The sequence below is a fragment of the Microbacterium sp. 1.5R genome (assembly GCF_001889265.1).
In the GTDB taxonomy this organism is placed as follows: domain Bacteria; phylum Actinomycetota; class Actinomycetes; order Actinomycetales; family Microbacteriaceae; genus Microbacterium.
The window spans coordinates 581,246-604,274 of sequence record NZ_CP018151.1 but is presented as its reverse complement, the minus strand read 5'-3'; the positions used below and the strand labels follow the sequence as shown (position 1 = coordinate 604,274).

The following is a 23,029-nucleotide window of genomic DNA, read 5'->3' as shown; positions in this document are numbered from 1 at the left end:
GCGAAAACTATATGCCAGTAAGTATTGGATCTCAAACGTTGTTCAGGATTACTCTCGAGGAATGGCACGACGAGGTTCATACGCGAAGGGCGTCGCCAGGCGCGAGGAGATCCTCGAGAGCGCTCTCGATGTGATCGGCCGCAAGGGCTATCAGAACGCCTCACTCAAGCAGATAGCCGAACTCGTCGGCGTCACCCCCGCCGCCTTGCTGCACTACTTCGGCAGCAAGGAGGAGCTGTTCACCGAGGTGCTGCGCACGCGCGACGAACACGACGGGATGGCGCCGCAGACCTCGAACTCCGAAGACGCGAAGTCCGCCTTCGTCGACGTCATCCGCCACAACACCGAGGTCCCGGGTGTCGTGGAACTGTTCTCCCGACTCTCCGTCGATGCCGTCGACCCCGCGCATCCCGCGCATCAGTACTTCCTCGAGCGCAGCGAGCGACTCCGCGAGAGCATCACCGACGCCTTCGCCCACGATGCCGACCGTCGAGCCGCTCTCGATCCGGACACCATGGCGCGCGTGATCCAGGCGGTCGCCGACGGACTCCAACTGCAGTGGATGATCGACCGCTCGGTCGACATGCCCGGCATCATCAGCGCTCTGATGGATGTGCTCTACCCGCCGACCGATCAGCCCGACGCGCAATAGGGCTGAATGCGGAGAACCGCCCCTCGCGCTGTAGGCGAGGGGCGGTTCTTCGTGACGGAGCGTGCAGTCGGCGCGTCAGCGCACGTTCCCGTTCGAGCAGGTCTGCTGTGCGGCCGAGTTGCCCTTGATCGTGTCGGGCAGCGCCACCACGTTCTCGGGTGCGGCCGAGGGGTCCGGCGTCGCCGCCTCCGCTCCCGGCTCCGCCGGTGCCTGCGTTCCCGGGTCCGTGACGACGACGCCGTCGTTCTCGGTGTTCTGATGCGTGACCTGCAGCTGAGCATTCTGGTTGATCGCGTCCCACATGGCCTCTGCTGACGCCTTGTCCGGCACGACGCGGTTGGGGTCGTCCGGGTCCGTGAAGGTCGGGTACTGCAGGAAGACGATGTCCTCGAAGGGTACGGACTTCACCGCGAGCGCGATCTGCACGATCTTCATCGGGTCGGCCAGCGACGTGCTCGCCTCGACGTTGTCGAGACCGGTCGTCGCGAGCTTCAGCATCATCGGCACGTTGCCGAGCGTCTCGCCGCTGATGAGCGTGCGCGCGAGGCTCGACATGTACTGCTGCTGGTTGCCGATGCGGCCGAGGTCGCTTCCGTCGCCGACTCCGTGTCGGGTCCGCAGGAACTGCAGCGCGGTGATGCCCTCGATCACATGGTTTCCGGCTGCGAGGTCGAGGCCCGTGTACCGGTCCTTGATCGGGGAGGCGAGGCACACCTCGACGCCGCCGATCGCGTTGGTGATCTCGATCACGCCGCCGAAGGTGACCGAGGCCGCGAACTGGATGTCCTGACCGGACAGGTCAGAGACCGTCTTCGCGACGCAGTTGAGTCCTCCGTCGGTGTAGGCGACGTTGATCTGCTGCTTGTTCATCGCGGAGTGCACCTCGCCCTCCGCGTCCTCGCACTCGGGGATCGGGACCATCATGTCGCGCGGAAGGCTGACGACAGTGATCCGGCGCGGCTCCTCCGACACATGCATGAGGAGGTTCACGTCGTTGAGGGTGCCTTCGGAGTCCGCGCCCGTGCAGCGGTCGCCGAAATACTGCGCGTACGCCTCTTCGCACGTGTCGACACCGGTGAGCAGCAGATTGAATCCGCCCTTGTACTCACTGATGTCGGGCGGCAGCTCCTCGGTGCTGTCGAGTTCGACAGCGTTGGCCGAGACGGTGCTCGAGAGGTCGTAGACGATGTAGGAGACGACGCCGAAGCCGCTCACCAGGACGACGGCGAGACCGATCGCGATGAACTTGAGCAGTTGGCTGAGGGGGCCCGGCGTGTGGAGCTGACCGTGGCGCGCGATGGTGCGGCGGCGTCGCGTGGTGGGACTCACTCGGGGCCTTTCGGTTCAGCGTACGGCGCGGAGGCACCGTCCCTGGAATGCGGAGGGTGTGGGATTCGAACCCACGAGACATCTCTGCCCACTGGTTTTCAAGACCAGCTCCATCGGCCACTCGGACAACCCTCCCGACAGACGAATCTGCCGACAAGCCGTGAGTCTAGCCGAGTTCTATTCTCCCGCGCTGACCTGGGCGGCCGCTGGAAGCGTGTTCAGCGCCATCGCGAGACCGCCGTCCTCGACATCGCCGGTCACCTCGCCCGCGGCATCCTTCACCTCTGTCGGCGCCTGCCCCATGGCGACCGCCCGGCCGTCGAGACCCAGCGCCCAGCCGAACATGCCGATGTCGTTGCGCCCGTCGCCGGCCACGAAGACGTGCCCGCGCTCGAAGCCGAGCTCGGTGCGCACGCGCTCCAGCGCCGTGCCCTTGTCCACTCCCTGCGGTGCGATGTCGAGCCAGGCCGTCCAGCCGATCGCGTAGGAGACCTCATTCAGCCCGGCGTCCGCCACGAGGCGGTGGAAGTCCTCCTCGTCGTGCCCGGGAGAGACGACGACGACACGGGACACCGGTTCGGCGACGAGCTCTTCGAAGCCGACCTGCCGTCCGCCGTCGAGCGTCCAGTCGTCCAGGTACTCGGTGTAGAGCCGCAGCCCTGACCCGAGCTCGACCATGTAGCGGGCTTCCGGGAGCCGCTCGCGCAGCAGAGCGAGCACAGGAGACGGATCGAACGTCTCGATGTGCCACCGCTCCCAGTCGTCTCCCACACGGCGCATGGTCACCGCACCGTTCGAGCACACCACGAAATCGGCGGTCAGCTCGAGCTGCTCGACGTAGCGACGCGTCGCCATCCAGCTGCGTCCGGTGGCGATCGTGACCACATGGCCGGCGTCTCGCAGGCGCGCGACCGCCTCGGGAACACCGGGACTCATCGTCTCGTCCTGCAGGATGATCGTGCCGTCGACGTCGAGCCCGACGAGCCAGGGAGCTGTCACGCGGTCGGCTCCAGAACCTCGAGCCCACCGAGGTACGGGCGCAGCACCTCCGGCACGCGGACCGATCCGTCGGCCTGCTGGTGCGTCTCGAGCAGCGCGACGATCCATCGGGTCGTCGCGAGGGTGCCGTTGAGGGTGGCGACCGGCTGCGTCTTCGCGGTCTGCCCCTCCTGAGCCTCGGGTCGGTGGCGGATGTCGAGACGGCGCGCCTGATACGTCGTGCAGTTCGAGGTGGATGTGAGCTCGCGGAACGCGCCCTGCGTCGGGACCCACGCCTCGATGTCGTACTTGCGTGCGGCGCTGGAGCCCAGGTCGCCGGCGGCCACGTCGATCACGCGGTAGGCGAGACCGAGCGAGGTCAGCATCTCCTCCTGCAGCGCGACGAGGCGCAGGTGCTCGGCCTCGGCGTCCTCCGGGTTGGTGTAGACGAACATCTCGAGCTTGTTGAACTGGTGCACCCGGATGATGCCGCGGGTGTCCTTGCCATGGGAGCCCGCCTCACGGCGGTAGCAGGTCGACCATCCGGCGTACCGCAGCGCGCCCTTGCCGAGGTCGAGGATCTCGTCCTTGTGGTATCCGGCGAGTGCGACCTCGCTGGTGCCGACGAGGTAGAGGTCGTCGTCCTTGTCCAGGTGGTACACCTCGTCGGCGTGCTCGCCGAGGAATCCGGTGCCCTGCATGATCTCGGGCCGCACCAGGGTGGGCGTGATCAGCGGGATGAAGTCGTTCTGCAGCGCCTTGTCGAGGGCGAGGTTCATGAGCGCGATCTCGAGCCGCGCTCCGATCCCGCGCAGGAAGTAGAAGCGGGCGCCCGACACCTTCGCGCCGCGCTCCATGTCGATCGCGCCGAGGATCTCGCCGAGCTCGAGGTGGTCTCGCGGCTCGAAGTCGAATGCGGGGACCTCGCCCACGCGTCGCAGCTCGACGAAGTCCGCCTCGCCGCCCGCGGGGACGCCGTCGACGACGACGTTCTCGATGCGTGCGAGAGCCACCGCCAGGGCGTCTGCCGCCTCGTTCGCGGCCTGCTGCGCCTGCTTGACGCGCTCGGCGAGGTCTTTGACCTGAGCGACGAGCGCCGCCTTCTCCTCCTTGGGAGCCTTCGCCACCAGCTTGCCGAAGGCGTTCTGCTCGGCGCGCAGCTCTTCGAACGCGGCGAGCGCCGCTCGGCGCGATCGGTCAGCCTCGAGCGCGGTGTCGACGGTGCCCTGGTCATTGCCACGGGCGGCCTGAGAGCGGCGGACGATCTCCGGATTTTCGCGGAGGAGTGCGAGGTCGATCATCCATCAAGTCTATGGTGCGGCCCGGGCGCGTCCGCCGCGTCCGGGCGGGCCGACGCCCGGGCTAGAGTAGCGCCATGACCACGAGCGCCACCGGCCGACGCCAGGCAGCGCTCGTCTACAACCCGATCAAGGTCGACGGGAAGCAGCTGCGGGCGCGAGTCCGCGCTCTCTCGCACGAGGCCGGGTGGGAGCATCCGGCCTTCTATCCGACCACGATCGAAGATCCCGGTCAGGGTGCGACGGCCGAGGCCCTCGCACGCGGCGTGGATGTCGTGCTGGTGGCCGGCGGAGACGGCACGGTACGCGCTGTCTCCGAGGCCATCGCCAACACCGGGGTGCCGCTCGCGATCCTGCCGAGTGGCACGGGCAACCTGCTGGCGCGCAATCTCGGACTCCCGCTGGCCGACCCCGACGAGATGATCCGCGCGGCGCTGGGCGAATTCCGCCACGCGATCGACATCGGCTGGGCGCGTCTGACGAGAGAGAGCGGGCAAGACGAGGAGCACGCCTACGTCGTTCTCGCCGGCGTCGGGCTGGATGCCGACATGATCGCCAACACGCGCCCCGACCTCAAGAAGTCGGTCGGCTGGATCGCGTACGTCGACGGCGCGGCGAGGTCGCTCGTGAGCGCCGAGCCGTTCCGATCCGTGTTCCAGATCGACGACGGCCGCCTGCACTCGACGAAGGTGCACAGCATCCTGTTCGCCAATTGCGGCACCCTGCCTGCGGGAATCGCGCTGATCCCCGACGCCTCCATCACCGACGGCGTCCTCGACGTCGCCGTGATCCAGCCGACCGGCGTCTGGGGCTGGCTCGGCGTGTGGCGCAAGATCTGGTGGGACAACTCGGTGCTGCGACGCTCGCGCGCCGGCCGTCGCGTGCTCGAGCGACGGGGCCGGGACGCATCGGTGCACTACTTCCGCGGAGCCGTCGCCGAAGCCGCGGTGACCTCTCCCACCCCGATCGAGCTCGACGGCGACGAGTTCGGGACAGCGGTGCGCGTCACGTGCCGGGTCGATCCCGGGGCTCTTCTGCTGGCGCTCCCCGCCGATCACCCGGTCGCATCGCTCTGATCCACCGGGGCGCGCACTTCTTACAGCGTCAGCTGCGCACCTCGACCGTGCCGTCGAGGTTCCCGCCGACGAGCGTGAGGGTGAAGGCGTCATCATCGACGGCGTCCTCGCCGAATTCCAGGATCGTCGCGCGCGGTGCCATGTCCATGGTGCACACCTGATCGTCGTCGGTCGTGAAGGTCGCGGTGCCCGATGCACCAGATCCCTCGAGGCTCTCGACCACCGGGGGGCAGCCTGAAGAGCCCCACGTGAGCAGCACCAGCGAGCCGTCATCGAACCAGCCGGCACTCGGCGCGTACTCCGTCGATGAGCCGGGGGTGCCGGTGAACGACGGGTCGCCGTCGAGTTCGACGTCGTCGACCATGTCGCCGTACGTCACCTGCAGAGTGATCTCCTTCGTCGGGTCGACTCCCTCGGGCAGTGCGCCGATGCTCGCGCGGGAGGCCAGGTCAGCGGTGCACGCCTTCTCGCCGTCCGTCTCTGACTCCGGCTCGACCAGCGTCACCGATACCGTCTGCCCCTCGGCCGTCACCGCGTCGACCTGGGGAATGCACGTCGAGGAGCCCCACGTCACCACGGCGAACATGCGGCCGTCGTCGAGCAGCGTGCCTTCGACGTCGTCCGAATCGTCGGTGCTCTGCCCGGGCCCGCTCGACGGGTTCGAGGTCGCCTGCGATCCTGTGGCCCCGGGGCCGATCGTGCACCCCGCGATCAGCAGCAGAGCGGCCAGGGACGAGAGAGCGGCGACGACACGCGACGGGGAAGCCATGCACACAGGGTACCGGCCGCGGTCTGCCGAAAGCACCCCCCCTATCGGCGCCCTATTGCAGCGCCGAGGTGAGACGGGCGAGGTTGTCGAGGACTGTCGACCGGAGCGGCTGCTGCATCCACTCCTCGAGAGTGAGCTCCCGGCTGAGCGAGCGGTAGACGTCTTCGACCGCGCGCATCTCGAGGACGAACTCCTCGCCGCGGACGAGCATCGACACCTCGAGGTTCAGACCGAACGAGCGCATGTCCATATTGCTCGAGCCGATCACGGCGACCTGGTCGTCGATGGTCAGACTCTTCGTGTGCAGGATGTACGGCTTGCGATACATCCAGATCCGCACCCCGGCCTTCAGCAGCGCCTCGTAGTAGCTGCGCTGGGCGTGGTAGACCATCGCCTGGTCGCCCTCTTCGGAGACGAACAGCTCGACCGCGACCCCCCGGTCGACCGCTGCGGTGACCGCGAGCAGCAGCGCTTCATCCGGCACGAAGTACGGGCTGACGATCATGATCTTCTCTTTGGCCGCGTAGAGCAGCCCGAGGAACAGACGCAGGTTGTTCTCGACCTCGAACCCCGGTCCCGACGGCACGACCTGGCAGTCCAGGTCGCCCGAGCCCGCCTCGGCGTGCGAGATGTCGATCTCCTGCAGCACCTCGTCGGTCTCGCTGTACCAGTCGCTGAGGAAGATGGCGTTCACGCTCAGCACGACGGGCCCGTCGATGCGGACCATGAGGTCGACCCAGTGCAGACCCCGCTTGATGTTCTTGGGAAGGTTGTAGGTCGAGTCGGTGACGTTCTGGGAGCCGAGGAACGCGACCTTGCCGTCGACCACGAGGAGCTTGCGGTGGTTGCGCAGGTCGGGCCGCTGCATGCGTCCCTTCAGCGGCTGCACCGGCAGCATCAGGTGCCAGTTCGCGCCCATCCGATTGAGCCGGGCGACGGTCTTCCGGTACTTCGGCTTCCACCTGTTCGCCCAGTGGTCCAGCAGCACGCGGACATGCACGCCGCGTTCTGCCACCTCTTCCATCGCGCGGAAGAAGTTGTCCGTCGACGCATCGGACTGGAGGATGTAGAACTCGATGTGGACGTAGTCCTGGGCCTTGCGGATCTCGTCGGCCATCGCATCGAGCGAGTCCTGATAGTCCGCGATCAGATGCGCGCCGTTGTCGCCGGAGATCGGCAGCGCTCCGAGACGGTGGTTCATCTCGACGAGCGGGGGAAACCAGCTCGGCGCATTCGGGCGCAGGGTGCCGAAGTGCAGGTGCTCGCTCGTCTCGGCGATGTACTCGTTGATCTGATCCTGCTTGCGACGCCGCGCTCGCGGCAGCCGTGGATTTCCGATGAGCAGGAAGAGGAACACACCGACGAACGGGATGAAGAAGACCGCGAGCAGCCAGGCCATCGCCGCCGTGGGACGCCGGTTGCGCGGGATGATGATGATCGCCGTGATGCGGATGGTCAGGTCGAGGGCGATCAGGAACGCCGCGGTCCACCAAGCCCAGATCTCGGGCGTCATCCCTCGTCCTCTCGGCCGCTCGGCACTTCGACGCCGGGCGCTTCAGTGGGCACCGATGACGGTGCGCTGGCTACACAGTAGCCGATGGTTCCGACGCCGCTCAGGAGCGCGGCGGCAGACCGCGTGCGGCCCGCTCCTCGGCTTCGATCCGTGCGTGCACCTTGCGTTCGGTGCGATCGAACCGCAGGATTCCGCGGAGCACGAAGAAGAACACGACGCTCACCCCGATGGTCGGGATGAGCGACCATGCGGCTGCGAGCCAGAAGTTCTCCATGGCTCCATGGTACGCGACTCACTACCCCACTGCTCCTCCACACTCGGGCGCAGAAGGGGGATAGACCATCGGCGCTGTGGAGACCGACCGCGAGCGTGCTCGTGCGATGAGACTCGCCGGATGACAACACTGCTCCGCGCTTCCGGCTCCGCTGAGTTCCTCAGCATCGTCCCCTCTCTCGCAGGCTTCACTCCGACTGAGAGCCTCGTCCTGCTGCCGTTCCGTGGCACACGCACGTACGGCGCGATGCGACTCGACCTCCCCCGCAGCCACGACGACCTCGCCGACTACGCGGATGCCGCGGTCGGCCTCGTCTCGCGAGTCGAGCGGACGGATGCGGTCGCCCTCGTGGTCTATACGGATGACACCGTGCAGCGCACACGCGACGGGCTGGTGCTCCCCTTCGCCGTCGAGGTCGATGAAGTGCTCGGTCGGGCGGAGGACGCCGGACTGCGTATCGTCGATGCGCTCTGCGTGACCCCCGACGGGTGGTCGAGCTACCTCGACGGCGATCCGCAGGTCCGCCGTCTCGACCGCCGCGCACCCGAGGTGCCGGGTGTCGGTGACGTCTCCGGGGACCAGCTGTCCGGTGCTGCTCTTCCTGCGGCCGGCTTCGCCGACAAGGAGCGGGTGGGGCGCGCACTGCGTGACGTCAGCGGTCTCCTCGAACGAGGCGGCACACCTGGGGCGACGAGCACGGAGAACCCTCAGGCGATCGCGGCGCTCGTGCTCCTCGAGGACATCCCGGCCTTCTTCGAGTCCGTTCTGGCATCCCCGGACGATCTGCCGCCGTTCGCCACCGCGGCCCTCCTCTGGTGCCTCGATCGCCCGCTCTTCCGAGACGTCGCGCTGACCCAATGGGCGACCGATGCGCGCGGCGGCGAGCGCACGCTCCAGGCGCAGCTCGACTTCGCGGGCGCGACGACCAGGGTGCCCGACGACCTGGGCGATGTCTTCCTCGGCCGGGGACCCACTCCTGATCCGCAGCGACTCGCAGTCGCCCTCTCACTCGTCCGCACGGCTGCCGCTCTCGCCCCGCCTGCGGCGAGACCCGCTCCGCTCACCGCTGCGGCATGGCTCTCCTGGGCACTCGGCCGCTCGAGCCATGCCGCGCAGTACCTCGATCTCGTGCGGGCGATCGATCCCGAGTACGGTCTCGCCGCGCTGCTCGCGTCGATGATCGACGCGGCCATGCTGCCGGAGTGGGCGTTCAGACGCGGCGCGACGCCCGCTATTTGACGAGGGGGAAGAGGATGGTCTCGCGGATGCCGAGCCCGGTGATCGCCATCAGCAGGCGATCGATGCCCATGCCCATGCCGCCGGACGGCGGCATGCCGTGCTCGAGCGCCCGCAGGAACTCCTCATCGACCGGCATCGCCTCGACGTCACCGCGGGCGGCGAGCTTCGCCTGCTCGACGAAGCGCTCGCGCTGGATGACGGGGTCGACGAGCTCGGAGTATCCGGTCGCCAGCTCGAACCCGCGGATGTACAGATCCCACTTCTCCACGACGCCCTCGATCGAGCGGTGCTCGCGGACGAGGGGCGAGGTGTCGACGGGGAAGTCCATGACGAAGGTCGGGCGCACGAGGTCGCCCTTCACGAAGTGCTCCCACAGCTCTTCGACGAGCTTGCCGTGCGTGGCCTGAGCGGGCAGGTCCACGCCGTTCGCCTCGGCGAAGGCGATCAGGTCCTCGACCGGATCGCTCGGAGTGATCGTGCGACCGGATGCCGCCGACAGCGACTCGTACATCGAGATGCGATCCCATTCGCCACCGAGGTCGTACTCGGTGCCGTCCGCCCAGGTGACCGTGGTCGAACCGGCGACCGCGATCGCCGCCTGCTGCACCAGCTCCTGCGTCAGCGCGGCCATCTGGTTGTAGTCGCCATAGGCCTGATAGGCCTCGAGCATCGCGAACTCGGGGCTGTGGGTCGAGTCTGCGCCCTCGTTGCGGAAGTTGCGGTTGATCTCGTACACCCGCTCGATGCCACCGACCACGGCACGCTTCAGGTACAGCTCGGGCGCGATCCGCAGGTAGAGCTCCGTGTCGAATGCGTTCGAATGGGTGACGAACGGGCGAGCGGATGCTCCACCGTGCTGCACCTGCAGCATCGGGGTCTCGACCTCGAGGTAGTCGTGGCTGCCGAACGTCGCTCGCAGGCTCGCGTTCACCGCCGCACGAGCGCGGACCGTCGTGCGCGCCTGCTCGCGGACGATCAGGTCGAGGTAGCGGCTGCGGACCCGGCCCTCTTCACTGAGCTCCGAGTACGCATTCGGGAGCGGCAGGATCGCCTTCGAGGCGATCGCCCACCCGTCGGCCATGATCGACAGCTCGCCTCGGCGGCTGGAGATCACCTCGCCGTGCACGAAGACGTGATCCCCGAGGTCGACGTACTCCTTCCAATCGGCGAGCGACTGCTCCCCGACGTTCGCGAGCGAGATCATCGCCTGGATCCGCGAGCCGTCGCCGGCCTGCAGCGTCGCGAAGCACAGCTTGCCCGTATTGCGACTGAACACCACACGACCTGCGACTCCGACGACGACGCCCGTCTCGGCACCCGCCTCGAGCTCGCCGTACTCGGCGCGCAGCGCCGGGATCTGGTGAGTCACCGGCACGCTGACAGGGAACGCTCCCCCGCCGGCGTCCGCGCGGTTCGCGACCAGACGCTCGCGCTTCGCCAGGCGCACGGCCTTCTGCTCGTGGACGTCTTCTTCAGTGGCGGCGGTGGTCGTCTCGGGCGCGGCAGACGCGTCAGTCATTCGGGGCTCCTTGAAAGTCGTGTCCAGTTTACCGAGGTCCGACCCCTCACCCTGCGGTCGAGTCTGGGTAGCCTCGAAGCATGGCAGCCACCAGACTCGCCCGCACGCTCGTCACGATCGGTCTCACCGCCGCTGCACTGCTCGTGCCCACGACACCGGCAGCTGCAGCAGCAGCGGGACCAGCACCCGCCGCCGGTGCCTCGACCGCGATCCGCGCCGACGTGGACGACTTCTCCTACGCATCGTGGGATGCACGGTACGAGGTGGGTCTCGACGACGACGGCCGCTCGCACATGCACGTCACCGAGTCCCTCACGGCTCGATTCCCCGAGGTCGATCAGAACAAGGGGATCGTCCGCGGCCTTCCGACGAGCTACGAGAACGCGTGGCTCGATGTGCGAGTGCTGTCGGTGACCGACGAGACCGGGGCCGACGTGCCCTACGAGACCGAGCAGGAGGACGGGCTGCTGCTGGTGCTCACCGGCGACGACGACTACGTGCGCGGACTCACGACCTACGTGATCGAATACGAGATGCGCGACGTGATCCTGGCGGCAGACTCCGGAGTCGACGAGTTCTACTGGGACCTGCTTCCTCTCGACAGCACGCAGCCCGTCGAGGACTTCCGTGCGGAGATCGTGTTCGACGAGACGATGACGGAGCGGATGACCGGAAACGCCCGCTGCTACACCGGCTACCAGGGATCGACGAACGAGTGCGACCTTGTCGCGTCGCCCGACGGCTCGCAGTTCGCTGTCGAGGCGAAAGAGCTCTCCCCCGGCGAGGGGATCACGATCGCCGTCGGATTCGACCCCGGCACCGCTGTGCAGCCGTCGGCTCGGCAGCCCGATCCCGTGACCGACACCGTGCCCGCGATCGCGGCACTCGGCGGGCTCGGGCTCTCGGTCGGAAGCTGGATCGCCGTGTCGGCGTTCAAGAAGAAGCGACGCACATCCAGCGGCATCATCGTCGCGCAGTACGACGTGCCGGATTCGCTGCCGCCACTGCTGGCCACCGGGATCGTGCCCGGCGCCAAAGACCCGATCCCCGCAGAGATCATCCACCTCGCGGTACGCGGCCTGCTGCGCATCGAGGACGGCACCGACGTCGAGCAGCCACGGCTGCGACGCCTTCCGGGTGGAAGGATTCCTGACGAGCTCGACGCCCAGGCACTGGATGCGCTCTTCGTCGGCGCCGACGCCGCAGGAGTCGCCGAGGTCCCGAGTTCGAGCGAGGACTTCGCGGCTCGCATGAAGACGCTCTCGCAGAGCGGCATCGAGGCAGCGGTGTCACGCGGCCTCACCACCAAGGCGCGCGGCAGGGGCGCGATGATCCTGCAGTGGTGTGCGATCGGCGTCGTGCTCGCAGGCTTCGCCCTCGGCCTCTGGGGGATCATCGGCGGACGTGTCACAGCGATTCCTGCGTTCGTCGCGATCGCGTTCGGTGTCTTCCTCGTTCTCCTGTCCTCCTTCTACGGCTTCTCGAAGCACACCGTCCTCACCGCCGAAGGCGCCCGACTGTACGAGTACCTCATGGGCGTCAGGGAGTTCATCCGCGTCGCCGAAGCCGACCGACTCCGGATGCTCCAGTCGTACACGGGCGCCGAGAGGCGACAGGACGGCAGCGCGAACGTGATCGTCGTCTACGAGCGCCTGCTCCCCTACGCGATGCTGTTCGGCATGGAGAACGAATGGGGCGCCATTCTCGAGCAGGTGTACGCCTACGAGCAACGAGGCGCGTCGTGGATCGGGGATCCCAGCGCGCCCTTCGTCCGCGGTCAGCTCGTGGCGTTCGCTGCGACGTCGCACGCGTCCGCGACGTACGCGGCACCGAGTGCGAGCTCGTCGTCGAGCGCAGGCGGATCGTTCGGCGGCGGCTTCTCCGGCGGAGGCGGTGGAGGCGGCTTCTCGGGCGGTCGCTGACGTCAGAGCAGAGGGGGCGGCCCTGACGCATCGCGGAGCGCCCGTTCGACCGTCGACTGCACCAGGGCGGAGAGGTATCCCCCCGGGTTCTCGACGCCGAGTTCACCGAGGCGCGAGGTGGACTGCGCGATGATCGAGCGTGAGAACTCGGTGACGGTCTGGATCGCGTCGGCGTAGGCCTCCCGATCGGCCTCCGAGATCACGACCGGCTCGCATCCCATCTCGACTGCCAGAGCCTGCGCGATGGGAAGCACCGCCGCCGGAGCGGTGACCGCCGCATAGCTCGCCTGCAGCTGACGCAGATCGATCGATGTGCCCGTGAAGGTGATCGCCGGATGCACGGCGAGCGGGATCGCACCGCTCGAGGCCGCCGGTCGCAGCACCTCGATGCCGTGACCGGGGTCCGTGTGCAGCACGAGCTGGCCGAGCTGCCAGCCTCCGACCTCGGCGATGCCCGCGATCAGGCCCGCCAGCTGATCGTGAGGAACGGCCACCACGACCAGCTCGCTGCGACGCACGACCTCCAGCGCATCGAGGATCGGGACGTCCGGCAGCACCGCTGACGCACGGTCGTCGTCAGAGCCGCTCGTGATGCCGATGATCGCGTGTCCTGCTCCGGCGAGAGCCGCGCCGATGACCGGCCCCACTCGTCCCGCGCCGATGATGCCGACTCCGAGGCGCCCATCGCGGCGCGTCGGATCACTCACCGTTCGGAGCCGGCGCTGCGGGCGGGGCCGGAGGTACGGGCGGAGCGACAGGCGGAGCCGGAGGCACGACAGGCGGAGCGGGCGGCGCGACAGGCGGAGCCGGAGGCACGACAGGCGGAGCGGGCGGCGCGACAGGCGGAGCCGGAGGGACGACAGGCGGAGCCGGAGGAGGCAGCGGGGCCCCGGAGACGCCTGCAGCGGCATCCGCCCCGGGGACCGGATATCCGGGAACCTGCGCTCCCTCGGCATCCGTCACGTATTCGCCCCACCGGTGGGTGTGATCGCGCGCGGCGGCGGCGACCGCTGCCGAGCTCACCCTGTCGAGCAGGTACAGCGCGTCATCGCGTTCGAGACCCGACAGATAGCCCGTGATGAGCCCCTGCACGGAGTGCACCTGCGCACCGGACACACGCTGCGCACGGTCGATCGGCCCCTGCGAGAGCGACACTCCCTGCAGCCGGGCGAGCGGGAAGATCGCCAGCTTGCGCCAGACGATGCCACGCCGGAGCAGGAGTCCGAACTCGGTCAACGCGAAGCCGTGACGCTTCCACGACACGGGCCTGCGCCACCATGCGCGCCGAGGCATCGTCCGGTACGGGTCGCCCTCGACCGGCCCGAGAATGCCGTGCTCCCACACGAGCGGGATGTCGGCGACCGGAGCATCGGGAAGGATCAGCGCGAGCACGCGTTCGACATCGGCGCGCTTGCCGACCGGCAGCACGACGCTGAACTGCTGGGCCGAACCCGACGACTGCTGAGCGGCGCTCTTGCCGCTCATGCGGTTGATCCTGATGGTCCACCAGCCGAACGGCCGCCACAGCAGCGACTGCGTGACCTCCACGGCGAAGATGCGTCCAGGCGGCAGCGTCTCGGTCACGGTCGTCAGCAGACCGTAGGTGATCCGCACGCCGTCGGGCGTCGGGGCGATCGAGTAGCGCAGCGACTTCGAGATCTGCGCCCAGGTGATTCCGACGATCGCGATGATCATGGGGATCGCGATGCCCAGCGTGATCCCGAGACCGAGGAACCCGCCGATGGGGTCTCCGTCGATCAGCGAGCCGATCGCGACGCCGCCGACCGCGACCCCGAAGATGATCCCGAAGAAGATGAGCCAGAGGACGCTCGAGATGAGCTGGGAGCCGACGAGACGCCCCGTCGGGATCTTCACCACACTCTCGGGCTCGACGTCGGCGAGGTCGACGCCGCTGATCAGATCGTTGACGCCGGCGTTCATCGATCCGACGAGCTGTGCCCGTGCCGAACCGGGCGCGACGGTCCCCGAGCCTGCGGCGTCAGAGGAGCGCACGCCGGCCGCGGCGTCCGCAGCTGTGAGTCTGGCCGCGCGCGCACCCGAGGCGAGGCGCAGGATGTCGGTGCGCACCGCCTCTGCGCGCGGAGTCGCGAGGTACTCGAGCTCGACGTTGGAATCGGTGCCGGCACCGACGACCTCGAGCTTCGCGAGTCCGATGATGCGCGCGGGGAACGGACGGGTGAGGTTGACGCCCTGCACCCGGTCGAGCGGAGCGCGACGGTGCGAGCGGAAGACGATGCCCTTGCGGACCTCGACGTGGTCCCCCGTGATCCGGAACTGCTGGAAGCGCCAGACGAACCAGAAGATGAGGACGAGGACGACGACCAGTCCGAGCACGCTGAGCAGCACGATGACGATGAGGTTGTTCTGCAGCACCCAGTCGACGGGATCCCCGCCGCTGTAGTCGTACTGCGCCTCTTCGGGGGTGAAGAGGTCGACGAACCAGGCGATCAGACGGTCGCGAAGGTTGGCGATCGCGATGCCCGCGATGATGATGAGGGCCAGCCCGCCCTTGAAGAGCGGGGTGAGCGGATGCATCCGATGCCACTCGCCGTCGGCGAGGGTCTCGCGCCCGGTGGCCGCGCTGGGCCGCTCTCCCGTCGGTGCCGGCGGCTGGTGCTCGCTCACAGGCCCGTCCGGCGAGTCTCGGCGACCTCGATCAGGGTGTCCCGCAGCGCTTCCGCCGCCGTCTGGGTGAGACCGGGGATCTGCACTCCGGTCGTCGCGGCGGCGGTGACCATCTTCAGCTGGGAGATGCCGAACGCGCGATCCAGCGGCCCCTGGGTGATGTCGACGAGCTGCATACGTCCGTAGGGCACGGCGATCATGCGCTGCCAGAGGATGCCCTTGCGGAAGACGATGTCGTCTTCGCGGAGCATGTATCCGATGGCCCTCGCCTGCCTCGGCAGGATGACCATGGTGATCAGCGTGATGAGCACGACGACACCCGCCGGGATCCACGCCCAGGTCTGATGCAGCACGAGCGCGAGAACCGCCGCGACCGCGAGGACGACGGCGATGAAGATCAGGTTCTGCACGTTCTGCGAGACCACGTAGCGAGGTGAGATCTGATGCCAGGTCCCGTCGAGCTCGAGTCTCGCCTCGCTGCGCGCGGTGCGCAGCTGCGGGTACGTGCCCTGGTCGAGGGCCGCGCGGTCAGTGACCTCCGCCGAGTTCAGCGGGGCCGGGATCCCCGGCTCGATCTCTGGGTTCTGAGTCATCAGGATCCTTCGGAAGTATGCAGAACTGTTCGGCGATGAGCGCGGCGACGGCCAGCACGACCGCGCTTCCGATCAGTGCCAGCATCGCCACAGTCGACCCTACCGGGGGATCGATCGGCCGGGAGAGGAGGAACGACAAGAGGCCCGCTCCGAACCCCGCCATGATCGCCCCGACGAGACTGGACGCGCGGGCCAGCGTCACCGCGCGCGTCGCACGGAACGGATCGATGCGGACGCCGTTGCGAACGCTCGCGCGCACCGGCCAGGCGACGCCCAGCGAGGCTGCGCCGATGAGCAGGAGCAGCACGGGCAGCAGCAACGACGGCGTGAAGGTCGTGCGGCCCATCGCCGTCAGCATGTGGTCGAGGACGAAGCCCCCGCAGGCGGCGAGCACGGCGAGGAGCACGAGGAGTCCGATCGAGGTGCGCTTCATCGCTGCTCCCGGCGTCGCAGATCCGCGACGAGGTCGGCGACCCGACCCGCACCGGGAAGCACTGCGTCGCGATCGAGTTCGAGCCACGGCTCGAGGACGAACAACCTCTCGAACGCACGGGGATGCGGCAGCTGCAGTCCGTCACCCTCCGCCGACTCGTCACCGTAGGCGATCAGGTCGAGGTCGAGTGTCCGATCGCCCCATCTCTCCAGGCGCTCGCGGCCGTACTCGTCTTCGATCGCGTGCAGCATGCCGAGCAGGATCGACGGAGCGAGGCGGGTGGTGACCAGGGCGACCGCGTTCACATACCCCGGGGCGTCGGGATCCGGCCCGTCGAGCCGCAGCGCGACGGTCTCGATCAACGAGGACAACCGCACGTCTCTGACCAGCGGCAGTCGCGAGATGCGCTCGGCGGCGGCGCGGATCGTGCGTTCGCGATCACCGAGATTCGCGCCGAAGGCGACGACCGCGACGGCATCCTCGCGCCCGGGTCGCGGGCCGGGGAGACTCGGCGGGTTCGCCAGATTGCGACTCATCGCGACTCCTCCTCGGCGAACTGCTGTCGCGCCCGGTGCACGGTGACGGCGACGTCCGAGAAGGTCAGGGCGATCGGAGCATGCGGCTTGTGCACCGTGACGGTGACGGAGTGCACCCGGGCGTCGGCGAGCGCGACAGCCGCGATGCGATCGGCGAGCGTCTCGATGAGGTTCACCGGCTCGCCCGCGACGACCTCTGCGACTCTCTCGGCGAGCTCTCCGTAGTGCACCGTGTCGGCCACGTCGTCCGATGACGCCGCATCGTCCAGCGGCATCCGAAGGCGCAGATCGATCGTGAACTCCTGACCGTTCTCCCGCTCGTGGTCGTACACGCCGTGCCGACCGAACACGGTCAGTCCGGTGAGGACGATCTCGTCGAGGACATCCATGGTTCATCCCTCCCAGGCATGCACGATGGCCAGAGCATCGCGGGTGGCACCGACATCGTGGACTCTGACGGCCCAGACGCCGGCGCGGGCGGCGAGGGCGCTCGTGACTGATGTCGCGAGGTCGCGACGTGCCTCGGACACCGCCGCAGGGTCGGCGCCGATGGTCTCCGCGAGGAACCTCTTCCGGGAGGTGCCCACGAGCACGCGTGGCCCCAGCGCGACGATCTCGTCGAGGCCGCGGAGGACGCCCCAGTTCTGGCCGCCCTTCTTCGAGAATCCGATCCCCGGGTCGACGATCAGGCGCGACGGCGCGATTCCCGCAGCCGCGGCCTCGCCCATGCGCTCGCGCAGCTCTCCCGCGACCTCGCGGGCGGCACGACGATACTCGGCGTGCTCGTACATGTCAGCGGAGAAACCACGCCAGTGGCCGATCGCATAGTCCGCGCCGGACTCGGCGACGGCAGCCAGCATGTCGGGGTCGGCGAGCCCGCCGGAGACGTCGTTGACGATCCGAGCGCCCGCTCGGACGGCCGCCGCCGCAGTCGACGCGTTGATGGTGTCGATGCTCACAGGCGCGCCCTCAGCGACGAGTCGCTCGATCACGGGGAGCACGCGCTCCTGCTCGATCTCCGCCCCCACGCGCTCGGCTCCCGGCCTCGTCGACTCGCCGCCGACGTCGAGCACGGTTGCTCCCTCGGTCCGCAGCCGCAGGCCATGTTCGACGGCCCGATCCACGTCGAGATACCGACCGCCGTCGCTGAACGAGTCGGGCGTGACGTTGACGATCCCCCAGATCCCCGTCATGCGTGCCCCGCGCTCGGGGCGCCGATCAGCGCGATGAGCTCCGCCCTCGCGATCGGGTCCGTGTACTCGCCGCGGGCGGCGATGGTCAGCGTGGACGCCTCCGGCTGCCGTCCTCCGCGCATCGTCACACAGCCGTGGCTGGCATCCAGCACGACGAGCACTCCGCGGGTGTCGAGGTGCTCCGCGATGGTGTCGGCGATCTGCTCGCCGAGTCGTTCCTGCACCTGGGGGCGGGTGGCGAGGATCTCGACGACGCGCACGAGCGCGCCCAGCCCGACCACCTGCTCGCCCGGGAGGTAGGCGATGTGCGCGCGCCCCGCGAACGGCAGCAGGTGGTGCTCGCACACCGACCGGAATCGGATGTCCCGCAGCAGCACGGCACCCGAGGGGAGCGTGTCGGGTGCGGGACCCCGGGCGACGCTGATCGTGTGCGCGAGAGGCGCTGCGGGGTCTTCGCCGACCCCGGCGAAGAACTCCGCATACAGATCGCCCATCCGCGTCGGCGTCTGCTTCAGCCCGGGACGGTCAGGGTCTTCGCCGATCGCCTCGAGCAGTTCCCTGGTGAGTCGCTCGACACGCGCGCGGTCGACAGACACGGGTCAGGCCGTCGCTGGTCGAGCCTGACCGGCTCCCGCCGATCCTGGCTGTGTGCGCGGAGCCGACGCCGGCGCCTGGATCGAAGCAGCCAGCGAGACGTCCTTCTTCGGGACCTCGATCGGGGGACGCTCCGAGACGGGGCGGTCTTCGCTCGAGAGCCACAGCGGACGTTCGGGGAGCTTCTTCACCTCGGTGAAGATCTCGGCGATCTGATTGTGGTCCAGTGTCTCCTCCTCGAGGAGGGCCAGAGCGAGCCTGTCGAGGATGTCGCGGTTGGCGCTGATGACCTCGTACGCCTCGTTGTGCGCCTGCTCGATGAGTGCGCGCACCTCGGCATCCACCCGCTCCGCGACCTTCTCGGAGTACTCGCGGCCACGGCCCATGTCGCGCGCGACGAACATGTCGCCACCCTCGGAACCGAGCTTGACCGGACCCACCTGGGTGGTCATGCCGTACTCGATGACCATCTTGCGGGCGATCGAGGTCGCCTTCTCGATGTCGTTCGAGGCACCGGTGGTCGGGTCGTGGAAGATGATCTCCTCGGCGACGCGGCCACCCATCGCGTACGTGAGCTGATCCTGCAGCTCGTTGCGCGTGACGGAGTACTTGTCGTCGAGCGGCAGCACCATCGTGTAGCCGAGGGCCTTGCCGCGAGGCAGGATCGTGATCTTCGTCACAGGGTCGGTGTAGTTCATCGCCGCAGCTGCGAGAGCGTGACCGCCCTCGTGATACGCGGTGATGAGCTTCTCCTTGTCCTTCATCACGCGGGTGCGACGCTGAGGGCCGGCGATCACACGGTCGATGGCCTCGTCGAGCGCACGGTTGTCGACCAGCTGCGCATTCGAGCGGGCGGTCAGCAGCGCGGCCTCATTGAGGACATTCGCGAGATCGGCACCCGTGAATCCGGGAGTCTTGCGGGCGACGACCTCGAGGTCGACGCTCTTCGACAGCGGCTTGCCCTTGCTGTGCACCTCGAGGATCTTCTGGCGGCCGCGGAGGTCAGGGGCGTCGACGCCGATCTGGCGGTCGAAGCGGCCCGGACGCAGTAGTGCGGGGTCGAGGATGTCGGGACGGTTCGTCGCGGCGATCACGATGACGTTCGCGTTCGGGTCGAAGCCGTCCATCTCGACGAGCATCTGGTTGAGCGTCTGCTCGCGCTCGTCGTTTCCGCCGCCCATGCCGGCACCGCGGTGACGACCGACGGCGTCGATCTCATCGATGAAGATGATGGCGGGAGAATTCTCCTTCGCCACGTTGAACAGGTCGCGCACTCGGGATGCGCCGACACCGACGAACATCTCGACGAAGTCGGAACCCGAGATCGAGTAGAACGGGGCTCCCGCCTCGCCGGCGACCGCGCGGGCGAGCAACGTCTTTCCGGTTCCGGGAGGGCCGTACAGCAGCACGCCCTTCGGGATGCGGGCGCCGATGGCCTGGAACTTGGCCGGGTCCTGCAGGAACTCCTTGATCTCGTGGAGCTCCTCGATCGCCTCATCCGCACCGGCGACGTCGGCGAAGGTGACGGTCGGGGTTTCCTTGTTGACGAGCTTGGCCTTGGACTTGCCGAACTGCATGACCTTGCCGCCGCCGCCCTGCATCGACGACAGGAGCCACCAGAACAGCAGGCCGAGCAGCACGAGAGGAAGAAGAAGGGAGAGGATGCCGTCGAACCAGGTCGCACGCGGAACGGCATCGTTGAAGCCGTCCTTCGGGTCGGCGTCGTTGATCGCTGTGACCACTTCTTCGGCCCGGGCGTCGACGTAGTAGAACTGCACCTTGTCCGCGCCCTCGAAGGCCTTGGACAGGGTCATGTCGACCCGCTGGTCGCCGTCGGTGTTGACGACCTCGGTCACCGTCTTGCCGCCGAGCAGCTCGAGACCCTCCTGGGTCGTGATCTGCTTGGGGGCGCCGAGGTTCGAGATCAGCAGGAAGCCGCCGAACAGCAGCAGTCCGATCAGAGCGACGTAGATCAGCGGGTTCCGCGTGAGCTTCTTGACATCCATGGTCGGATCAGCGTATCGCGCGCGCCCTAGGTGGCCGCTGTGCGTTCACCCACGGCGTAGCGGGTGCGCCGGAGCGTCCGCTCAGCTGTAGACGTGCGGGGCCAGCACGGCCACATCGCGCAGGTTGCGGTAGCGCTCGTCGTAGTCGAGGCCGTAGCCGACCACGAAGTCGGTCGGGATGTCGAAGCCGACGTACTTGCAGTCGATGACCACCTTCGCGGCCTCGGGCTTGCGGAGGAGGGCGAGCACCTCGATGGACTCCGCGCCGCGCGACTCGAAGTTCTCGAGCAGCCAGCTGAGGGTCAGACCCGAGTCGATGATGTCCTCGACGATCAGCACGTGCTTGCCGTTCAGGTCGGTGTCGAGGTCCTTGCGAATCTGCACGACACCACTCGACTTGGTGCTCGCACCGTAGCTCGAGACGGCCATCCAGTCCATCGGAGCGTGGAACGGAAGTGCGCGGGCGAAGTCGGCCATGACCATGACCGCGCCCTTGAGCACGCCGACGAGGATGATCTCCTTGCCCTCGTAATCGATCGCCACCTGGGCCGCGAGCTCATCGAGCTTCGCGATGATCTCCTCCTCTGTGACGAGGATCTGAGCAAGGTCGTCCTGGATCTCCGCGGCGCGCATGGATCGATTTTAGGCGACGCATCACCATGGTCCTGCACAGCATCCGCAGATCGTCGACCAGAATTCCGGATGCGCGCCGGCATCCCCACTACTCTGACGGTGTGACGGGCGGACGCCCCGGACGGAAGGATTCACCCATGGCTCTCGACGACATCCTGAAGCAGGTCCCGATCGACGACATCGCCGCGAAGCTCGGAGTCTCCCCCGACGTCGCCAAGGAGGCGGTCGAACAGGGCGGAGCGGTGCTGCTCGGCGGCCTCGCCAAGAACGCCTCGACCGCTGAGGGCTCCTCCGCGATCGAGAACGCGCTCAAGCGCCACGAGGGACGGACCGGTGCGGCGAAGGTCGACGACATCGATCAGACCGACGGCGGCAAGATCGTCTCGCACATCCTCGGCGACGACGAGCAGAAGGTCACACAGAAGCTCACCGAGTCGAAGGAGACCGCCGGCATCGACTTCGGCAAGCTCCTTCCGATCCTCGCTCCGATCGTGATGGGCCTGATCGCCAACGCCACCAAGGACAAGTCCGCGAAGTCCGCGCCTGCAGAGTCGCAGTCGGGCGGCGGCGGAATCGGTGACGTCATCGGCGGCATCCTCGGCGGCGGCTCCACGGGCGGCGGCGGAATCGGAGACATCCTCGGCGGCATCCTCGGCGGCGGAAGCTCGTCGGGCGGCGGCGGAATCGGAGACATCCTCGGCGGCCTGCTGGGCGGAAAGAAGTAGCCCCCGCCAGCCTGCCGGACGACACCCCTGCGGCCCCCTCCTGAGGAGGCGACCGCGGGAGTTCTCCGTCTCCGCGAGGAGTGGGATGCCGCAGCTCAGCGCGCGGTGAACACGATGCGACCGCCCGCTCGAGCCGCCGAGCACCCCGGCAGATCGATGGGCCCCTGACCCGACCAGTCGATCGCCAGACGAGCGACCTCGAGGGTCTGCGATCGGGTCAGGCTCACGCCGAACTCGCTGTCGACCACGAGTCGGATGATGCGGTTGCGGAGAGCGGCGGGGTTCGCGGCGAGTGCGGCGACGCTCACGGAGATCCCCGCCTCGGCGTGCTCGACGATGTCCTCGATCGTCTCGTGGATCATCTCGTCGAACGCCTCGGCGTCTTCGCGCAGCTGCTCGGCGGTGCGCGCGAGCGCCTCGGCGATGCCGGGGCCGAGCTCGGTCTCGAGCACCGGAAGGACCCGGTCGCGCACCCGCACCCGGGCGAACCGATCCTCTGTGTTGTGCGGGTCGTCCCAGACCTCGAGATCGGATTCCGCGCAGAACGCTCGTGTGGTCTCGCGCCGCACCCCGAGCATCGGGCGCACCCAGCGCAGTCCGTCATCGTCCTCTCGCACGGGAGCCATCCCCTGCAGGCTCGCGGCGCCGGATCCGCGTGCGAGACCGAGCAGCACCGTCTCGGCCTGGTCGTCGAGCGTATGCCCGAGGATCACGGCCGCCGCACCGGCATCCGTCGCGGCGTCCTTCAGCACCCGGTACCGCGCGTCGCGCGCCGCTGCCTCAGGGCCTCCGTCAGCGCCGACCTCCACGCGCACGACCAGCGCATCGAGCCCCAGCGCGGCCGCCGCTCTCGCAGCGCGCGCGGCGACGGCATCCGACCCGTTCTGCAGCCCATGGTCGACGGTGAGCGTGCCCACCCGAAGCCCGAGCTTGGGCGCCTCGAAAGCGGTCGCCGCGGCGAGCGCGAGGGAGTCCGCTCCCCCGGAGAGAGCGACGACGACTGTCGACCCCTTGGGCAGATCGGCGAGCGCGGTGCGCACGGCGAGGCGGATCTCGGCGATGACGGGAGAGAGCGACGGCACAGACCAACGGTAGATCACG

The 23,029-nt window shown here is 68.3% G+C and carries 23 protein-coding genes and 1 tRNA gene; 5 read left to right on the top strand and 19 right to left on the bottom strand.

The window, feature by feature from the left end:
• Positions 1-61 precede the first annotated feature (61 nt).
• A complete protein-coding gene (locus BMW26_RS02850; RefSeq protein ID WP_072590710.1) occupies positions 62-652 on the top strand; it encodes a TetR/AcrR family transcriptional regulator in 591 nt (196 codons plus the stop codon).
• 75 nt (positions 653-727) lie between these two features.
• Here the strand turns inward: BMW26_RS02850 and BMW26_RS02845 are convergent, their stop codons facing one another.
• From BMW26_RS02845 to serS, 4 genes are all read right to left on the bottom strand, one after another.
• Positions 728-1,981, bottom strand: coding sequence for an LCP family protein (locus BMW26_RS02845; RefSeq protein ID WP_072590709.1), 1,254 nt, complete (start codon positions 1,979-1,981; stop codon positions 728-730).
• Positions 1,982-2,031: 50 nt separating this feature from the next.
• Positions 2,032-2,116 (bottom strand) — tRNA-Ser (locus BMW26_RS02840).
• A 42-nt stretch (positions 2,117-2,158) separates the two neighbouring features.
• Positions 2,159-2,980 carry an HAD family hydrolase gene (locus tag BMW26_RS02835; RefSeq protein WP_072590708.1) on the bottom strand — a complete coding sequence of 274 codons (822 nt, stop codon included), beginning with the start codon at positions 2,978-2,980 and terminating at the stop codon, positions 2,159-2,161.
• Complete coding sequence (serS, locus tag BMW26_RS02830; protein ID WP_053098740.1) at positions 2,977-4,260, bottom strand: serine--tRNA ligase; 1,284 nt, start codon at positions 4,258-4,260, stop codon at positions 2,977-2,979. Before serS ends, BMW26_RS02835 begins: the two co-directional genes overlap by 4 nt.
• A 74-nt stretch (positions 4,261-4,334) precedes the next feature.
• Here serS and BMW26_RS02825 point away from each other — a divergent pair, with 74 nt between their 5' ends.
• Positions 4,335-5,333, top strand: a complete 999-nt coding sequence (locus BMW26_RS02825; protein WP_072590707.1) for a diacylglycerol/lipid kinase family protein — start codon at positions 4,335-4,337, stop codon at positions 5,331-5,333.
• A gap of 28 nt (positions 5,334-5,361) precedes the next feature.
• Here BMW26_RS02825 and BMW26_RS02820 read toward each other — a convergent pair whose 3' ends face one another.
• The 3 genes from BMW26_RS02820 to BMW26_RS17715 form a co-directional block, all read right to left on the bottom strand.
• On the bottom strand, positions 5,362-6,102 hold the full coding sequence (locus BMW26_RS02820) for a hypothetical protein (RefSeq protein ID WP_053098738.1): 741 nt from the start codon (positions 6,100-6,102) through the stop codon (positions 5,362-5,364).
• Between the two features lie 52 nt (positions 6,103-6,154).
• Complete coding sequence (cls, locus tag BMW26_RS02815) at positions 6,155-7,615, bottom strand: cardiolipin synthase (RefSeq protein ID WP_053098737.1); 1,461 nt, start codon at positions 7,613-7,615, stop codon at positions 6,155-6,157.
• A 100-nt stretch (positions 7,616-7,715) separates the two neighbouring features.
• Positions 7,716-7,889 (bottom strand): hypothetical protein, encoded by a 174-nt coding sequence (locus BMW26_RS17715; protein ID WP_171821981.1) that lies wholly within the window; start codon positions 7,887-7,889, stop codon positions 7,716-7,718.
• A 120-nt stretch (positions 7,890-8,009) separates the two neighbouring features.
• Between BMW26_RS17715 and BMW26_RS02810 the strand changes: the two genes are divergently transcribed.
• Positions 8,010-9,128, top strand: coding sequence for a DUF4192 family protein (locus BMW26_RS02810; RefSeq protein ID WP_072590706.1), 1,119 nt, complete (start codon positions 8,010-8,012; stop codon positions 9,126-9,128).
• Here the strand turns inward: BMW26_RS02810 and lysS are convergent.
• Complete coding sequence (gene lysS / locus BMW26_RS02805; RefSeq protein ID WP_053098735.1) at positions 9,121-10,647, bottom strand: lysine--tRNA ligase; 1,527 nt, start codon at positions 10,645-10,647, stop codon at positions 9,121-9,123. The genes BMW26_RS02810 and lysS overlap by 8 nt on opposite strands.
• 80 nt (positions 10,648-10,727) lie before the next feature.
• Between lysS and BMW26_RS02800 the strand changes: the two genes are divergently transcribed.
• Positions 10,728-12,569, top strand: coding sequence for a DUF2207 domain-containing protein (locus BMW26_RS02800; protein WP_072590705.1), 1,842 nt, complete (start codon positions 10,728-10,730; stop codon positions 12,567-12,569).
• A 2-nt stretch (positions 12,570-12,571) separates the two neighbouring features.
• Here BMW26_RS02800 and BMW26_RS02795 read toward each other — a convergent pair whose 3' ends face one another.
• The 10 genes from BMW26_RS02795 to hpt all read right to left on the bottom strand — a co-directional run bounded on the left by BMW26_RS02795 (position 12,572) and on the right by hpt (position 21,203).
• Positions 12,572-13,276, bottom strand: coding sequence for a DUF2520 domain-containing protein (locus BMW26_RS02795; RefSeq protein WP_053098733.1), 705 nt, complete (start codon positions 13,274-13,276; stop codon positions 12,572-12,574).
• Positions 13,269-15,215: a PH domain-containing protein gene (locus BMW26_RS02790; RefSeq protein ID WP_083569270.1), complete on the bottom strand. Its 1,947-nt coding sequence runs from the start codon at positions 15,213-15,215 to the stop codon at positions 13,269-13,271. Before BMW26_RS02790 ends, BMW26_RS02795 begins: the two co-directional genes overlap by 8 nt.
• Complete coding sequence (locus BMW26_RS02785) at positions 15,212-15,808, bottom strand: PH domain-containing protein (protein WP_053098732.1); 597 nt, start codon at positions 15,806-15,808, stop codon at positions 15,212-15,214. Before BMW26_RS02785 ends, BMW26_RS02790 begins: the two co-directional genes overlap by 4 nt.
• A complete protein-coding gene (locus BMW26_RS02780) occupies positions 15,744-16,241 on the bottom strand; it encodes a DUF3180 domain-containing protein (RefSeq protein ID WP_072590704.1) in 498 nt (165 codons plus the stop codon). Before BMW26_RS02780 ends, BMW26_RS02785 begins: the two co-directional genes overlap by 65 nt.
• Positions 16,238-16,777 (bottom strand): 2-amino-4-hydroxy-6-hydroxymethyldihydropteridine diphosphokinase, encoded by a 540-nt coding sequence (folK, locus tag BMW26_RS02775; RefSeq protein WP_072590703.1) that lies wholly within the window; start codon positions 16,775-16,777, stop codon positions 16,238-16,240. Before folK ends, BMW26_RS02780 begins: the two co-directional genes overlap by 4 nt.
• A complete protein-coding gene (folB, locus tag BMW26_RS02770; protein ID WP_056276771.1) occupies positions 16,774-17,166 on the bottom strand; it encodes a dihydroneopterin aldolase in 393 nt (130 codons plus the stop codon). The genes folK and folB overlap by 4 nt, the downstream gene beginning before the upstream one ends.
• Positions 17,167-17,169: 3 nt before the next feature.
• On the bottom strand, positions 17,170-17,970 hold the full coding sequence (gene folP / locus BMW26_RS02765) for a dihydropteroate synthase (protein ID WP_072590702.1): 801 nt from the start codon (positions 17,968-17,970) through the stop codon (positions 17,170-17,172).
• Complete coding sequence (gene folE, locus BMW26_RS02760) at positions 17,967-18,566, bottom strand: GTP cyclohydrolase I (protein ID WP_053098727.1); 600 nt, start codon at positions 18,564-18,566, stop codon at positions 17,967-17,969. The genes folP and folE overlap by 4 nt, the downstream gene beginning before the upstream one ends.
• A 3-nt stretch (positions 18,567-18,569) precedes the next feature.
• Positions 18,570-20,570 (bottom strand): ATP-dependent zinc metalloprotease FtsH, encoded by a 2,001-nt coding sequence (gene ftsH / locus BMW26_RS02755; RefSeq protein WP_056276765.1) that lies wholly within the window; start codon positions 20,568-20,570, stop codon positions 18,570-18,572.
• 81 nt (positions 20,571-20,651) lie between these two features.
• Positions 20,652-21,203, bottom strand: a complete 552-nt coding sequence (hpt, locus tag BMW26_RS02750; protein ID WP_053098725.1) for a hypoxanthine phosphoribosyltransferase — start codon at positions 21,201-21,203, stop codon at positions 20,652-20,654.
• Between the two features lie 137 nt (positions 21,204-21,340).
• On the opposite strand from hpt, the gene BMW26_RS02745 reads away from it, so the two are divergent.
• Positions 21,341-21,928, top strand: coding sequence for a DUF937 domain-containing protein (locus BMW26_RS02745; RefSeq protein ID WP_056276759.1), 588 nt, complete (start codon positions 21,341-21,343; stop codon positions 21,926-21,928).
• 95 nt (positions 21,929-22,023) lie between these two features.
• Here BMW26_RS02745 and tilS read toward each other — a convergent pair whose 3' ends face one another.
• Positions 22,024-23,010, bottom strand: coding sequence for a tRNA lysidine(34) synthetase TilS (gene tilS, locus BMW26_RS02740; protein ID WP_072592202.1), 987 nt, complete (start codon positions 23,008-23,010; stop codon positions 22,024-22,026).
• Positions 23,011-23,029 lie beyond the last annotated feature (19 nt).

What these genes read in the sequence shown, in the direction of transcription:
- cls (WP_053098737.1), bottom strand. Translation starts at nt 7,615, where the DNA reads ATGACGCCCGAGATCTGGGCTTGGTGGACCGCGGCGTTCCTGATCGCC.
- BMW26_RS02810 (WP_072590706.1), top strand. Translation starts at nt 8,010, where the DNA reads ATGACAACACTGCTCCGCGCTTCCGGCTCCGCTGAGTTCCTCAGCATC.
- folP (WP_072590702.1), bottom strand. Translation starts at nt 17,970, where the DNA reads ATGACGGGGATCTGGGGGATCGTCAACGTCACGCCCGACTCGTTCAGC.
- BMW26_RS17715 (WP_171821981.1), bottom strand. Translation starts at nt 7,889, where the DNA reads ATGGAGAACTTCTGGCTCGCAGCCGCATGGTCGCTCATCCCGACCATC.
- BMW26_RS02745 (WP_056276759.1), top strand. Translation starts at nt 21,341, where the DNA reads ATGGCTCTCGACGACATCCTGAAGCAGGTCCCGATCGACGACATCGCC.
- serS (WP_053098740.1), bottom strand. Translation starts at nt 4,260, where the DNA reads ATGATCGACCTCGCACTCCTCCGCGAAAATCCGGAGATCGTCCGCCGC.
- BMW26_RS02780 (WP_072590704.1), bottom strand. Translation starts at nt 16,241, where the DNA reads ATGAAGCGCACCTCGATCGGACTCCTCGTGCTCCTCGCCGTGCTCGCC.
- BMW26_RS02825 (WP_072590707.1), top strand. Translation starts at nt 4,335, where the DNA reads ATGACCACGAGCGCCACCGGCCGACGCCAGGCAGCGCTCGTCTACAAC.
- hpt (WP_053098725.1), bottom strand. Translation starts at nt 21,203, where the DNA reads ATGCGCGCCGCGGAGATCCAGGACGACCTTGCTCAGATCCTCGTCACA.
- BMW26_RS02820 (WP_053098738.1), bottom strand. Translation starts at nt 6,102, where the DNA reads ATGGCTTCCCCGTCGCGTGTCGTCGCCGCTCTCTCGTCCCTGGCCGCT.
- ftsH (WP_056276765.1), bottom strand. Translation starts at nt 20,570, where the DNA reads ATGGATGTCAAGAAGCTCACGCGGAACCCGCTGATCTACGTCGCTCTG.
- BMW26_RS02785 (WP_053098732.1), bottom strand. Translation starts at nt 15,808, where the DNA reads ATGACTCAGAACCCAGAGATCGAGCCGGGGATCCCGGCCCCGCTGAAC.
- BMW26_RS02800 (WP_072590705.1), top strand. Translation starts at nt 10,728, where the DNA reads ATGGCAGCCACCAGACTCGCCCGCACGCTCGTCACGATCGGTCTCACC.
- folB (WP_056276771.1), bottom strand. Translation starts at nt 17,166, where the DNA reads ATGGATGTCCTCGACGAGATCGTCCTCACCGGACTGACCGTGTTCGGT.
- folK (WP_072590703.1), bottom strand. Translation starts at nt 16,777, where the DNA reads ATGAGTCGCAATCTGGCGAACCCGCCGAGTCTCCCCGGCCCGCGACCC.
- lysS (WP_053098735.1), bottom strand. Translation starts at nt 10,647, where the DNA reads ATGACTGACGCGTCTGCCGCGCCCGAGACGACCACCGCCGCCACTGAA.
- BMW26_RS02850 (WP_072590710.1), top strand. Translation starts at nt 62, where the DNA reads ATGGCACGACGAGGTTCATACGCGAAGGGCGTCGCCAGGCGCGAGGAG.